General features: G+C 73.2%; 10 protein-coding genes. 3 read left to right on the top strand and 7 right to left on the bottom strand.

Annotated elements, in window-relative coordinates:
• Positions 1-278 precede the first annotated feature (278 nt).
• Both ftsH and folE read left to right on the top strand, forming a co-directional pair.
• Complete coding sequence (gene ftsH, locus F8279_RS25980; RefSeq protein ID WP_091425747.1) at positions 279-2,291, top strand: ATP-dependent zinc metalloprotease FtsH; 2,013 nt, start codon at positions 279-281, stop codon at positions 2,289-2,291.
• Positions 2,292-2,377: 86 nt separating this feature from the next.
• Positions 2,378-2,995: a GTP cyclohydrolase I FolE gene (gene folE, locus F8279_RS25975; RefSeq protein WP_013288986.1), complete on the top strand. Its 618-nt coding sequence runs from the start codon at positions 2,378-2,380 to the stop codon at positions 2,993-2,995.
• A gap of 54 nt (positions 2,996-3,049) precedes the next feature.
• Here the strand turns inward: folE and F8279_RS25970 are convergent, their stop codons facing one another.
• A complete protein-coding gene (locus F8279_RS25970; RefSeq protein ID WP_091425743.1) occupies positions 3,050-3,751 on the bottom strand; it encodes a hypothetical protein in 702 nt (233 codons plus the stop codon).
• The gene (locus F8279_RS25965) at positions 3,748-6,330 is read right to left on the bottom strand and encodes an FtsK/SpoIIIE domain-containing protein (protein WP_192580771.1); all 2,583 of its coding nucleotides are present in this window, start codon (positions 6,328-6,330) and stop codon (positions 3,748-3,750) included. Before F8279_RS25965 ends, F8279_RS25970 begins: the two co-directional genes overlap by 4 nt.
• 213 nt (positions 6,331-6,543) lie before the next feature.
• On the opposite strand from F8279_RS25965, the gene F8279_RS25960 reads away from it, so the two are divergent.
• Complete coding sequence (locus F8279_RS25960; RefSeq protein WP_151501333.1) at positions 6,544-7,104, top strand: hypothetical protein; 561 nt, start codon at positions 6,544-6,546, stop codon at positions 7,102-7,104.
• Positions 7,105-7,107: 3 nt separating this feature from the next.
• Here F8279_RS25960 and F8279_RS25955 read toward each other — a convergent pair whose 3' ends face one another.
• From F8279_RS25955 to F8279_RS25935, 5 genes are all read right to left on the bottom strand, one after another.
• Positions 7,108-7,707: a hypothetical protein gene (locus tag F8279_RS25955; protein ID WP_091425735.1), complete on the bottom strand. Its 600-nt coding sequence runs from the start codon at positions 7,705-7,707 to the stop codon at positions 7,108-7,110.
• Positions 7,708-7,717: 10 nt separating this feature from the next.
• A complete protein-coding gene (locus F8279_RS25950) occupies positions 7,718-8,893 on the bottom strand; it encodes a M23 family metallopeptidase (RefSeq protein ID WP_151501330.1) in 1,176 nt (391 codons plus the stop codon).
• Positions 8,890-9,450, bottom strand: coding sequence for a hypothetical protein (locus F8279_RS25945; protein WP_151501329.1), 561 nt, complete (start codon positions 9,448-9,450; stop codon positions 8,890-8,892). The genes F8279_RS25950 and F8279_RS25945 overlap by 4 nt, the downstream gene beginning before the upstream one ends.
• Positions 9,447-11,357: an MFS transporter gene (locus tag F8279_RS25940; RefSeq protein WP_151501332.1), complete on the bottom strand. Its 1,911-nt coding sequence runs from the start codon at positions 11,355-11,357 to the stop codon at positions 9,447-9,449. The genes F8279_RS25945 and F8279_RS25940 overlap by 4 nt, the downstream gene beginning before the upstream one ends.
• A 187-nt stretch (positions 11,358-11,544) precedes the next feature.
• Positions 11,545-14,311: ATP-binding protein (locus F8279_RS25935; RefSeq protein WP_225853412.1), on the bottom strand; the 2,767-nt coding region annotated here is incomplete at its 5' end.

Below are 14,311 nucleotides of genomic sequence, written 5' to 3'. Positions count from 1 at the left end.
CCGGCTCAAACCCCGGTTCGCCCTACGCGTAAGTGCCGGGCTCGCAAGCTCACTCGTCGCGCGCACCGAGGTTTCGAATGTGCGCGACTGCGGGGCTCGCAAGCTCACTCCTCGCGCGCACGGTGTACCGTCGAATGACCGTGGTGCGGCAGTTTGCGTGCCCCGGGGGTCGGGCCGGCCCGCACGGCGGCCCCGGCCGCCGCTCAAGGCGGCGACACCATTCAGACGGTCAGGACGTCGATCAGGAGGATGCGGGCGCCTCGGCACCCGACTACAGCATGGAACGTACGCGTTTCTTCCGCCGACCGGTGGTCTGGATCATCCTGGTCATCCTCGGCGCCGTTGTGCTCAGTCAACTGTTCACCGCTGGTCCCAGCTACCACCGCGTGGACACGTCCGTCGCGCTCGACCAGCTCAACAAGGGTGGCATCGAGAAGGTCGTCTTCCAGGACAAGGAGCAGACGCTCCAGCTCGACCTGAAGGACAAGGCCAAGTTCGACGGCGACACCACCACTGACAAGATCGAGGCGCAGTTCCCGTACGAGGTCGGCGGCCAGGTCTGGAACCAGGTACGCGAGGCCGAGGCGGCGGACCGCATCACCGGCCCGGTCGACACCAAGGTGTCGTCGGACAGCATCTGGGTCAGCCTGCTGGTCAACCTGCTTCCCATCGCGCTGCTCGTGCTCCTGCTGCTGTTCTTCATGTCGCAGATGCAGGGCGGCGGCTCCCGGGTGCTCAACTTCGGCAAGTCCAAGGCGAAGATGATCACCAAGGACACGCCGAAGACCACCTTCGCGGACGTCGCGGGTGCGGACGAGGCGGTCGAGGAACTGCACGAGATCAAGGACTTCCTGCAGAACCCGGCGAAATACCAGGCCCTGGGCGCCAAGATCCCGAAGGGCGTGCTGCTGTTCGGCCCGCCCGGTACCGGTAAGACGCTGCTGGCCCGCGCGGTCGCCGGCGAGGCCGGGGTGCCCTTCTACTCCATCTCCGGCTCCGACTTCGTGGAGATGTTCGTCGGTGTCGGCGCCAGCCGCGTCCGTGACCTGTTCGAGCAGGCCAAGTCGAACGCACCGGCGATCGTCTTCGTCGACGAGATCGACGCGGTCGGCCGGCACCGTGGCGCCGGCATGGGCGGCGGTCACGACGAGCGGGAGCAGACGCTCAACCAGCTGCTGGTCGAGATGGACGGCTTCGACACCAAGGGCGGCGTCATCCTGATCGCCGCCACCAACCGGCCGGACATCCTCGACCCGGCGCTGCTGCGCCCGGGCCGGTTCGACAGGCAGATCCCGGTCGACGCCCCCGACATGGAGGGCCGCAAGGCCATCCTGCGGGTGCACGCCAAGGGCAAGCCGTTCACGCCCGACGTCGACCTCGACGCGGTCGCCCGGCGTACCCCGGGCTTCAGCGGCGCCGACCTGGCCAACGTGATCAACGAGGCCGCGCTGCTCACCGCTCGTAAGGAGCAGCGGGCGATCACCAACGACTCCCTGGAGGAGTCGATCGACCGGGTGATCGCCGGCCCGCAGCGCCGGACCCGGGTGATGAGCGACCAGGAGAAGAAGATCACCGCGTACCACGAGGGTGGGCACGCGCTGGTCGCCTGGGCGCTGCCGCACGCCGCGCCGGTGCACAAGGTGACCATCCTGTCCCGGGGGCGCTCGCTGGGTCACACGCTCGTCCTCCCGACGGAGGACAAGTACACCCAGACCCGGGCCGAGATGATCGACACCCTGGCGTACGCGCTGGGTGGCCGGGCGGCCGAGGAACTCGTCTTCCACGAGCCGACCACCGGCGCCGGCAACGACATCGAGAAGGCCACGCAGCTGGCCCGCGCGATGATCACGCAGTACGGCATGAGCTCCAAGCTCGGTGCGATCAAGTACGGCACCAGCGGCGACGAGCCGTTCCTCGGCCGCAACATGGGCCACGAGCGGGACTACTCCGATGTGGTGGCCGCCGAGATCGACGGCGAGATGCGCGCACTGATCGAGCTGGCCCACGACGAGGCCTGGGAGATCCTGGTGGAGTACCGGGACGTCCTGGACAACATGGTCCTGGAGCTCATGGAGAAGGAGACGCTCTCCACCGCCGACATGGCCCGGATCTGCGCGCGCGTCGTCAAGCGCCCGCCGATGGCGCCGTACCACGGCTTCGGCAAGCGTCAGCCCTCCACCGAGCCGCCGGTGCTCACGCCGGCCGAGAAGGAGGCACTGGCGGCGCAGTCCCGCGCCGACGCCGCCGCCTCGATCGGTGGTTCCAGCAACAACTCGGACGGTACGCACTGAACAGCGATCCGACGACGGCCGGCTCCCCGCACAGGGAGTCGGCCGTCTCCGCAACCGAGCCCGACGGGGACGACGCGCTCGACTACGTGGCCGCACGCCTGATCAGCGGCAAGCTGACCGGTGGCCCGGTGGAGGACAGCGTCGACCTCGCCCGGATCGAGAAGGCGGTCCGCGAGATCCTCATCGCGGTCGGCGAGGACCCGGACCGCGACGGCCTCCAGCAGACGCCGGCCCGGGTGGCCCGCGCCTACGCCGAACTCTTCGCCGGCCTGCGGGTCGACCCGGCGCAGGTGCTCCGCACCACGTTCGAGGCCAACCACGAGGAGCTGGTGCTCGTCCGGGACATCGACGTGATGAGCCTCTGCGAGCACCACCTGCTGCCGTTCCGGGGCAGCGCGCACATCGGCTACATCCCCGGCCCGGACGGCCGGATCACCGGCCTGTCGAAGCTGGCCCGGCTGGTCGAGGTGTTCGCCCGCCGGCCGCAGGTGCAGGAGCGGCTCACCTCGCAGATCGCCGACCTGCTGATGTCCAGCCTCGCCCCGCGCGGCGTGATCGTGGTGCTGGAGTGCGAGCACATGTGCATGGCGATGCGCGGCATCCAGAAGTCGGGCGCGAAGACCATCACGTCCGCCGTGCGCGGCGGACTCCAGAACGACGCGAAGTCGCGGGCCGAGGCGATGGCACTGATCATGGCTCGCTGACCCTCGACCGACACCGACGGCCGCGTACTCCCACCCGGGAGGGCGCGGCCGTCGTCAGTCGGGCAGCATGGCCAGCAGCAGGCCGGCGGCGGTGAGCACCGCCGGGACCAGGCAGACCAGGGCGCCGAAGCGGGGCGTCCGGTCCACCCGGTCGGTGGGCCGCGGGCGGAAGACCCGCCCCACCGCGAGCCAGCCCAGCATGAACGCGACAGCCGGCAGCGGCAGCCCCACGAGCAGCGCCAGCACCGTCACCGGTCCCGGACCGGCGACCGCGTACAGCACCAGTTGGAGGAGCGGCACCACGAGCGCCAGCGGCCCGTACACCAGCAGGTTGCGGGGACGGGCCGGCCACCGGGCCAGCCGCGGCAGGCCACGCGCGCTCAGCGTGTCGTCCGCGGCGTCCGCCCAGTCCCCGGCCGCGCGCAGCGCCGCCAGCACAGACGACGGCCCGCCCGCCATCGACCGGGCCGCCTCGGTCACCTCCGGCGGCGTCGGGACCAGCGACATCGACGGTACGCCCAGCTCACGCAGCCGGGACTGCTGCGGCGCCAGCCGTTCACGTACCGCGGTCAGCTCCTCACGGGCCGCGGCCACCGACCGTGCCTGCTCCCCAGCCGCGGTGGCCGCCGCCCGGCGTACGCCGTCGAGCGCCCGCGCGGCCGCGACGTACTCCGCCCAGGCCGACTCGGCGGGGTCCGCCACAGTGGTCGGCCCACCCGAGCGGGGCCCCGGTACGGCCGTGCCGGTCTCACTCATGCGGCCCCCTCCCCGGCGCGGTCCGTCACCTGCGGGCCCTGCTCGACCCGCGCCGTCGCCACCTCGGCCGTGCCGTACGGCACGAAGACGGTGCCCTGCTCGTCCGGGCCGTCCCAGAGCATCGCGCGACCCGGCCGGGGCCGCCACCAGACCGGGCGGTCGAAGAGCTGCTCCAGCCGGCCGCCCGGTACGTCGGTGACCGCCACGGCGGTGAGCTTGTCCACCTCGCCCTCCGGGCCGAGCAGCCCGGCCAGCGGAGCCGGTGTCCGCCACCAGCCGAGCAGGTGTCGGCCGGTCGGCGGCCCCTCCAGCAGCAGCGTCCGCAGCAGGTCGGGCGGAAGCTCGGCGGCGTCCGGCACGTCCAGCCCGAAGACCACCAGGTAGCCCGGCTCGTCCGACTCCATGGCGGTGCGCAGCCCGGCCGCGTCGACGGTCTCCACCCGGTGGCGTCCGGCCAACTCGGCGGCGAGCCCCCCGGCCGGCTCGGCCGACCCGTTCGCCAGCGGCGCCAGCACGAACCGGGCCGAGTCCGGTTGCGCCGCCGCCGCGCTGCGTACCGCCGTGACCAGCAGGCGCTCGGCCTCCTCGTCCCGCCCCAGGACGGCCAGATTCCGCCCCGCGCCCGGCCCCAGCGGCACCGTCACGGTGGACCGCCGTACGTCCACCGCCCGGCCCAGCAGCGCGGCGGGCGCGTGTGCCCGGCCGGCGAGCGCGGCCCGGTGCCGCGGATCGTTGGCGAGCAGCGGGCGGGCGTACCCGGCGAAGACCACCGGAGGCGTCGCCGAGTCGCCCCGCGCCTCCCAGAGCCGTCGCCGCAGGCCGGTCAGGACCTCGGGGTCCTCGTACGGATCAGGGAAGCGGATCATCCGCTCGTGTCCCCGTGTCGCGCCGCGAGGACCGCCCAGACCGCCGGCCGTGTTCACCACCGCGCTGCCCACCGGCAGCCCGGCCGCCGAGTCGTTCGCCGGCTCCAGCACCGCCGAGCCGCCGGGCAGAGCCACCCGCACCGGGAACTGGCCGAGCAGCGGGTCGCGCGGGCCGCCGATGCCCAGGTCACCCTCGCCGGCCAGCACCAGGTGGATCCCGTACGACCGGCCGGCGCGGGCGAGCGCGTCCAGCCGGGCCAGCAGGTCGGCGGCGAGGCGGTCCCGCTCACGCAGCGCCAGCGGGAAGTTGTCGACCACGCAGACGATCCGGGGCAGCGGCTGGTGCTGCCGCAGCTCGGCGTACCGCTGCCCGCCGGCCCGCCGGGACGCCTCCTCGCGGCGGCGCAGCTCCGCCTCCAGCTCGCCGAACAGGTCGGCCACGTACTCCCGGTCGGCCGCCATGCCGGCGGCACGCACCTGCGGCACCCAGGAGCGGTCCCGCTCGGTCTGGAGGAACTCCACGAAGGACTCGCCGTCGGCCAGGTCGGCGAGGTATAGCGCCAGCTCGTCCGGGCCGTACCGGGCGGCGAGGCCGAACAACGCGTCGGTCAGGAACGCGGACCGGCCCGCCTGGCCCCGGCCGCTGACCAGCCAGTGCGGGGTCAGCTCGGTGAAGCCGAGGCTGACCGGGCGCCCGGCGGCGTCACCGACAGTGGTGCTGAGCCCGTCGGCCGAGCCGGCCGTCCAGAACCCGTCCGCCGGCAGCAGGTCACGCAGGGAGAGGCGGGAGCCGTCCTCGATCTGCCGGGCCAGCCGCGCGCACACAGCGGCGACCAGGTCGGCGGGCGGATCCTCGTCGAGGAACACGGGCGAGTTCAGCCCGCCCGGCGGCTCGGCGCCGGGACTGCTGAAGCCGGCGCCCGGCGGGTCACCGACAAGCGCGTACGCGGTGCGGACCGTGACCGCTGTGGCGCGCGGCAGCGGACTGCCGTCCGGCCAGCCGGCGAGCACCAGATGCAGCCCGGCGCGCGGCCCGCCCTCCGCCAGTCCGGCGAGCCGGTCCAGGTCGGCGGTGGTCGTACCGTCGGGCAGCGCCGCGACCACGAGCAGCAGCGTCCGGTCGTGCCCGCGCTGCCGGGCCGTCCCGGCGGCCACCCACTGCTCCGCCTCGGCCAGCACCGCACGCATCCCGGCGAGGTCGGTGGCGGGCGGGGGCAGCAGACCGGCGTCGGCGAGCGGCGCGTACCCGGCGAAGGTCTCACCGGACCCGCCGTCGACCGCACGCGCCAGCAGCGCACCCGCCGGAGTGGCAGCGAAGACGCGCAGCAGCAGCGCGCGGAGCAGCCCGGCCACCCGGGCGTCCGAGGCGTCGGCGTCGAGGCTCAGGTGGCCGCTGCCGAGCAACGGCACCAGCGCGGGGAAGCGGGCGTCGTCGAGCGGCGCCGCGGTGCCCACCCGGACCAGCGGCGGCAGACCGTCACCGGGAGGCGTCGCCGCGCTCAGTGATTCCAGCGGCCCGCCGGCCCAACCGGGCGCCGCCAGATCGGCCGCCGCCCGCAGGCGCTCGGCCAGCTCGTACTGCCGATGATGGTCGGCCGGCGCGGGCCGGATCTCGTCGAGGATGCCCGCCGCCGCCGTCGCGGCGGCCTCGGCCCGGCGGTGCAGCGCGGCGGCCCGGCCGGCGCGCGCCTTCGGAGTCGCCACCGCGTCCACCTCTCTTTCCGAGGCCGACATGTCCTCCCCGAGGTGTGACGGTAACCCAGGCGGCGGCCGTCCACCGGGATGTCGGTCGGCGCGGTGAGCTGGTCGGCGGTGAGCAGCCTCACCCCGCCGCCGGGCGGCGTCCGCCCGGCGGTTCGCCACGATCCGCCAGTTCCAGGCATTGGGTACGCGAGGCGCAGCCGATAGCCTCAGGAGGTGGAATCAGTGCAGCCCCCCGCCGGTTCCCAGGTGTCCCGAGTACCGGCGCAGCGGACCCCGCCGGAGCAGTTGGCGCCCCCCGCGCCCGCTCCCGCACCGGCACGCCCCAAGCGCCCGGTGCGCACAGTGCTCACTGTGGTCGCGGGGGTGCTGGCGGTGCTGTGCACTGTCGGCGGGGTGGTCGGGTTCGTGCTGTACGACCGCGCGACCGCCCCGGACCGAAGCGCCCCCGACGTCGTGGTGGACAACTATCTCCGGGCGTTCCTCGTGGACCGCAACGACACCAAGGCTGGGGAATTCGCCTGTAAGTCCGAGGGGAACCTTGATGCCCTCCGGGGCCTCCGCGCAGAGATGGAACAGCGGGAGGTGAACTTCAACGTAGTGGTCCGAGCTGGCTGGGGGCCCCTGACCAGGGTCGAGGACGGCGAAGGCGAGTCGGTGACCACGACGTTGACCATCTCAAGCTCGGCTGATGGTCAGACACGAAGCAGCCGCCGCGAAGACTGGCAATTTCGTGTCGTTGAGCGGGACGGCTGGCGCGTCTGCGAGGCAAGTAAGGTCGGCTGAGGCCTACTCGAGCCAGAGCAGGTGCACCGGCACCTCCAACGTGGTCGGTGCCTGACCACGCCACGCCCACCGGTACCACTCCAGCTCCGGGGCCACCCGCACGCAGATGTCGCCGTCCGCGCCGGAGTAGGTCTCGGTGACGGCACGCAGGTCGCGCCGTTCCACACCGTTGTCCACGTGCACCACGCGCCGCCCGGTCACCGCGTCGGCCTCGAACACCGGCGTGGGCGGCCGGCGTTCGGGCACGTCCAGCGAGACCAGCCGGAGTCCCGGGGCGGTCGCCCCGGTCGCCGGACGCCGCTCGCCGATGGTCTCCACCCAGACCCGTTCCACAGGCACCAGCGGGGCGAACACCTCCACCTGCTCGGCCTCGGCCCGGTACCACTCGTGCTCGGGGATGACCGGCACGTAGGTGCGGCTGCCCTGCACGACCCGCTCGTCGGCCCGCAGGTCGCCGCGCCAGCCGAGACCGGGCAGGCCGACCAGCACCCGGCGGCCACGCAGCTCGGTCCCGCCGGTGGCGGGGACGGTCTCCACCGGCCGGGGCGGCAGCGGCGCCCAGTCCGGCCGGTCGGCGAACGGGTCGGGCAGGGGATTGCTCATCCGCCCGGCCTCACTCGGTTTCGCCGAGGGGCGCGCCCCGCTTGCGCATGAAGGGCACCGGGTTGTCCGCGCCGTTGCTGGACCGGTCGCCGTTCTTGTGCACCTCGAAGTGCAGGTGCGGGCCGGACGAGTTGCCGCTGCTGCCGGAGAGCCCGATGACCTCACCCGCCGCGACCGACTGACCCGGCACCACCCTCGGTCGCTCGACCATGTGGCAGTAACGGGTGATGAACCCTCCGGCGTGCAGGATGTCCACGAACCATCCGCAGCCACCCTTGTTCGGCCAGCCGTCCCGGTCGCAGTCCTTCCGCCCGGAGCGGTCGGGGTCGCAGCGGGCCACCAGCACCCGGCCCGCCGAGGCGGCGTGGATCGGCGTGCCCTTCGAGGCGGCCAGGTCCACGCCGTGGTGGCTGGGACGGGCGGTGGTGCGGAAGCCGGAGACCACGCCGCCGGGCAGCGGCGCGGTCCAGCCGGAGGCGGCGATCCGGTCTCCGGCCGCCGCGTCGCACACGGCCTTCCCGGCGATCTCCACGGTCCGGGCGGCGCCGCCGGCGAGCGCGTCGACGATGCGTCCGGCCAGTTCCTCGTGCTTGGCGTAGGCGTCGGGGTAGGCGCTGACCTGGACCCGCTGGGCCACGACGGTCAGCGGGCGCTGCTGCCAGTTCGGCACCTGCACCATCTTCTGGTAGAACTTCCGGGCCGTGTACGAGGGCGTCATCCGCTGCTCGACGCTGCCCCACCCGGGCCGCTGCTGGAACAGGCCGAGCGAGTCGTGGTCGGCGCCCACTCCCTCGTGCGGCAGCGCGAGCGACGCCGGGACGGTGCTGTTCGCGAGGTTGCGCAGCGCTGATTCCTGCATCGCGGTGGCCAGCGCGATCACCCAGCCGCGAGCGGGGAGCTTCATGTCCTGGCCGACCTTGATGATGACCGCGGCGTTGCGCAGCTGGCGCTCGCCGTACTCGGCGAAGCGCGGCATGTCACCGGTCAGGTTCACCTGGTAGGCCGGGTCACAGTTCAGGGCCGCGAGCTTCGGGTCGTCCTCGTCGCCGCCCAGTTCGGTGAGGAGGAAGGCGCCGGCGCCGCCGACGCAGCAGAGCAGGGCGAGCACGCTCGTGACGGCGGTGGCGACCACGCCGAGCCGCAGCTTCCGGCGGACCTGTCCGGCGACGGCCGGGCCGGCGGTCACGACCGCTCCCAGTCGATCGCGTCCACCAGCCAGGGCCCGTCCGGTGCGACGAGTTCGAGCCGGAGCGTGCCGTTGTCCAGCGGGACCAGCGCCTCCACGAAGGACTCGGTGCGGGGCCGGAGCGCCGGAGTGCCCGTCGTCCTCCGTGCGGGAACGGTCTCCGGGTCGGCGCCGGTCATCTTCTCGGCCAGCGCCGGGGTGGAGAGTGGCCGCAGGCGGGCCTGCCAGGCGTCGCCGCTGCTGCCCGGACCGCTCAGCCACGCGGTGGTGAACCGCCCGGCGACCTGCTCCGGCGTGTCCTCGCCCGGCCGGGTCTTCGGGGCGACCGCGGCCGGCGGGCTGGCCAGCACGCCGTCGTCACCGGCCTCCGGGTCCGAAGTGCTGATCGGCTGGGTGGGTCGACTGGTCAGGCCGAGGCTCGGATCGCCCGGCCCGGCGACCAGGCGGGCCGCGCCGATCACCCCGAAGACCAGCACGGCGATCACGAGGGCGACGCCGATCCGGGACCGGAGGATCCGGGTGAAGAGGAATTCCAGCGCGCGTCGCACCGGACTCACCTGGCCTCGGAGCGGATGCGCGGCGCCGGCCGGGCCGGAGAGGTGCCGCGGCCCGCCGAGTCCGGCCGGTAGACGGCGTAGGAGGGCGACTCCTCCGGCACGTCCGGCTCGGTCCAGGTCGACGGCGCGCGCCGGGGCCGGGGTGTGGTCGCCGGTCGTCCGCTGGCGGGTGCCTCCTCCGGCCGTTCCCGCCCGTCCGGCCGCTCCCGTTCAGCGGGTCTGGCGCTGTGTGCCGGATCCTCGTGCCGGGCCTCCGGCCGGAGGCTGCGCTGGTCGGCCGTGACGGTACGGCGCTTGCCGATCGCCGGCTCGTTGGTGCCGCCGGGTTCCGCCACGTCCAGCCGGGCCGCGATCCGCATGTCCCGGAAGAACCGCCGGTGCCAGGAGCCGGCCGAGCTGACCGCCTCGCTGCTGTCCTTGCCGCCGAGCTGGGTGATCCGGCGGTACGGGCGCAGCAGCAACCAGCCGACCACCCCGCAGAGCCAGACCAGCACCACCTGGAGCCAGCCGGGCAGCGTGGCGGTGTTCATGATCAGGTCGACGGCGAAGAGGTAGATGGCCGCGCCGGTGCCGAAGATGGCGATGTTGAAGACCGCGGCGACCACCGCGTTCGCCAGCCGCCGGAGGCCGGCGCTGGCCGGGCGCATCAGGCCGACCGTGCCGAGGATCGGCGCGGCGATCACCGCCCAGCGGAAGATCAGGAAGCCGAGCAGCACCAGCAGCGACGCGGTGAGGTCGAACATGGCGAACAGCACCGATGCCAGCACCGCGATGAACCCGGCGCCGATCCGGTCCATGTCCTTGGTGCCCTTGAGGTACTCGTATGCCTCGGGATCCTCGGTCTCGATCTGCTGGGCGACACGGGCCCACTGCTGTTGCTTGGCCTTGATCGTGCCCTCGCGGGTTCCCGGGTTCTGGCGGAGCTTCTCCGACTCCTCCCAGGTCAGGGACTTCGCGTCGTAGAGCGCCTCGCCGTACTTCTTGGCGGTCTCGCTGTCGGCCGAACCGAGCACACCGCGCAGCCAGTTCCGGTAGAGCATCGTCTCGGTCGCCGTGTCGCTCGCGCGCACGGCGGGGGGACGGTGATCCTTGCACGCTTGCGGATTCGGGTCGTCACACTGGCCCGGCGGCGTGTCCTTGGTGGATGGGCCGACCGCTTCGTGCACCACGCCCAGCGTGGTGATCAGCGTGTTGTCGGCGATGTTCGCGGACTTGACCGGCCAGGCCGCCAGCGCGGTCACCGCCACCATCACCAGCAGCGCCCAGCCCGCAGTGGTCATCGCGTTGCTCATGTCCGACTGGCGGGACCGCCAGAGCAGGTAGAGGCCGACCACGCAGACGGTGATGATGCCGAAGACGCTGAACACCTTCTGGTAGACGGCCTTGGTGGCCTGCTCCACCAGCGGGTCGGCCCAGCTCCACATCGTCCGCGGATCCCAGGCGCGCTCACGCAGCGCGTTCGAGGCGCCGATCACCGCGTTGGCGAACATGAACTCGCCGTTGGCGACCATCGTCGTGAAGCGGTAGTCCGGGTGCAGCACCGAGGAGGCACAGCCGCCGTCCACGTCGTACGTGTTGTAGCTGTATCCGGCGTAGCCATAGCGGCTGTAATAGCCACTCGGCCCGGGCTCCTTCGCCGAGTCGGGCCGGGACGCGAACCAGCCGGCCAGGCCCGAGTCCGGCGCGGCGGGCACCGGGGCATTACGGCACTCGACCTGGTCCTCGCTCACCTCCTTGAGCTTGCCGACGCAGGACCGGAAGTCGGCCTGCCACTCCTTGGTGCTGCACAGCTCGGCGCGCGCCTGGGTGACCGGCGCGGCCGCGTACGCGGGTGTGGCCGCCCCGATCACCGGCCAGGAGATCGTGGCCCCGGCGAGTACGCCGAGCGCGAGGAGGAGCGCCGCGATCCGTGCCCGGGCCCGCGGGCCTGTGTCGGAGTCCCTGGCCGGCCTGCGGCGGGCCCAGGCGACGACCGGCCGCGTTGGAGTTCCGTCCGGATACGACACCGGTATCCGGAAGAAACTCCGCCTTGCCGGACGCCGCCTGGGCTCCGCCTCGGCTCGACCGGGGACTCCGACACAGGCCCTTGCCATGTCACGCCTCCAGGTCAGCCAGGACGGTCGGCAGTATCCCGGCGGCCTGGGCGACCGCGGCGGGGGTGGTGTCCAGGTGCTCCAGCAGCCCGTCGACGTACGACACGTCGACTCGGACCTTCTGCACGCGCCCGTCGACGTCGCGCATGACGAACTCGCGGAAGCCGAGCCGGTTGGCCGATCCGCTGTCGGCCTGGGAGAGCGAGGCGAGTGTCGCTTCGTACCCGTCGTCGACAGGCACCCGCAGCAGGCGCAGCGCCTCGGAGGCGATCTCGCTGTCCTCGGCGATCCGGCCGACGAAGACGGTGGAGACGAGGTTCTGCACGTCGAGGCCGAGGATGTCCTTCGGGTTCTGCGAGGCGACGAGCGCTGCGAGGTTCCACTTGCGGGAGTCGCGGGCGAGCCGGACCAGGAACGACCGCCCGGACCGCCAGCCCTCCATGAAGTGCGCCTCGTCGAGGCCGACCAGCTTGCGGGAGGACATCGACCCGCCGTAGCAGCGGCGTACGGCGAGCCGGTGCGCGGTGTGCAGCATCGGCAGGGCGAGCGCCTCCTCGGCCGACCAGTACTCCCGCTCGATCTTGAGGTCGGGGAGCCGCAGGCCGGCCATGGTGATGACGGTGAGCGCGGCGTCGGCGCCGAGCAGCCCTTCCGGCGGCCGGCCGAAGAAGAGCATGGCCAGCGGCATCTCGGCGGTGTCGAGCAGCAGGTGGGCCAGCTCGCGGCCGGCGTCGTCGTCGAGCCCTTGGAGGCAGGTGACCACGTCGTCGAGCGTGGAGGTCTCCTCGGCGGGCACCTGGCGTACCGCGTGCCGGAACAGCGTGGCGGTGGACGCCTCCCGGGCCACCTGCGGCGGCACCAGCATCATGCAGATGTCCTGCACCAGCATCCGGCGCTCGGCTCGGGCGTTGGAGACGGCGATCTCGAACTCGCGGTCGCCTGGCGCCCCGGCGCCGAACTCGCTGCGCAGCGGCGTCGGGATCAGCGAGTACGGCGCCAGCGTGCCCTGCTCGGAGCCGGTCAGGTTGAGCACCCGGGAGTACGGGGCCAGCTCGGGCATGGCGCAGAGCCGGGCCAGCGGGCCGGACGGGTCGAGCAGCGTCACCTGCACGCCGCGGCGGGCGGCCAGGTAGCCGAGCGCGCCGAGCAGCGTCGACTTGCCACCGCCCGGCTCGGCGACGAAGACGGCGAGGCCGGAGCGCTCGCGTACCTCCATCGGGAAGTGCAGGTCGAGGAAGACCGGCCGGCGGCAGGTGCCGGCGGTGCGCCCGATCAGGTCGCCGCGCCGGTCGCCGACCGTGGACGCGGCCTGGGGCAGCGCGGCGGCGAGCAGGTTGACGGGCATCCGCCGGACGTAGCCGGTGTTGGCGATCGGCTCGCCGGGGATGAACTCGCGGGCCAGCCAGTCCTGGTTCTTCGGATGCTGCAGCGAGATCCGCAGCTCCCGGGAGTAGAGCTGGATGAGCCGCCGGGCCCGCTCCATGCACTCCTCCCGGGTACGGCCGCCGACCGCGATCCGGTGCCAGCCGTGTGCCCGGGCCGAGTCGACGGGCAGGCCGGTGGTCATCTCGTCACCGATCACCAGTGCGCGCTTGGCCAGTCGTTCCAGCTCCGGCGGCGCGTCGATGCCGTGCTCGGCGTAGTCGAGCTGCTGGGAGCGGATCATCCGGAGCCGGTGTTCGAGGTTCCGGAAGGAGTCGTTGGGGCCGAGGATGTCGACCCGGGTGGACAGCTCCATCGGCCATGGCAGCCGCTCGTGGAAGTGCAGCCAGGGCTCGTGCCGTTCGGGGATCTCCAGCGGCTCCATCCGGCCGACCGCGAGCACGGCGACGTGCCGTTCCTCGCCGGTCATCCGGTTGACCAGCTTCACCGTGGAGCCGTACGGGGTGCGGTAGCGCTCGACCTGCTCGGTGAGGGCCAGCAGATCGCCGCGTTCCCACCGGCCGTTGGTGATCGGGGACAGGACGCCGGGCGGCGCCATGCACAGCGCCACCGAGCGGTAGAGCAGCCACTCCAGCTCGGGCGCGGTGACCCGGCGCCCGCGCATGCCGAACGCGCCGAGGACCTCGTCGAACTGCTCGACGGTACGGCTCAGCCGGCGCCGCTCGCCGTCGGCGGTGCCCCGGCCGAATGTGCGGAGCAGTCGTTCGGTGAGCGAGTCGCCGAGTGACCGGCGGGCGAACGTGACACCGAGGTAGGTCTGGCCCTCGGCGTGGTTGACCGCCATCAGGTGCCGCTGGGCGGCGACCAGGTGGTCGGCCCATCCGGTGGTGCCCGGTACGTCGGGCAGCGGGGCGGCGGTGTGCGCGTCGATGGTGCGGGCCCACTCGTCGGCCGGGAAGGGCCGGGTGGTGCGACGCAGGTGCAGCCGGAACCCGGCGAGTCCGGCGTACTGCTCGGAGATCGCCGAGAGAAGCGCCTCGCGTTCGGCGTCCGGCCGGAACGCCCACCGCACCTCGGGCAGCCAGTACCAGGCGGTGACCGTGTTGGGGGTGAAGGTGAGGTGGCCGGCGATCTCGGTGATGGCCAGCTCGACCGACGGATCCCGGTCGCCGAACTTGATCTTCGGGGCGCGGACCCGGACCGGCTTGGTCGGCCGGTTCCGGCGGTCCGGCGTGCGCTGCCGGGGCGGCGCCACCTCGCGGTGCGCGGGACGGCCGACCTCCCGCGACGGCGCCGCGCCGGCCGCGAGCGGGTCGGCCGCAGCGAGATCCGGCTCCCGGTAGTCGGCGGGAGCAGGCGCGGGCGCGGGGGCGTGGAGCTGCGGG

The sequence above is a fragment of the Micromonospora sp. AMSO1212t genome, from assembly GCF_008868145.1.
Taxonomy (GTDB): Bacteria; Actinomycetota; Actinomycetes; order Mycobacteriales; family Micromonosporaceae; genus Micromonospora; species Micromonospora tulbaghiae.
Note: the sequence above shows the minus strand (reverse complement) of the source record. Positions and strands in the feature narration are given on the sequence as shown.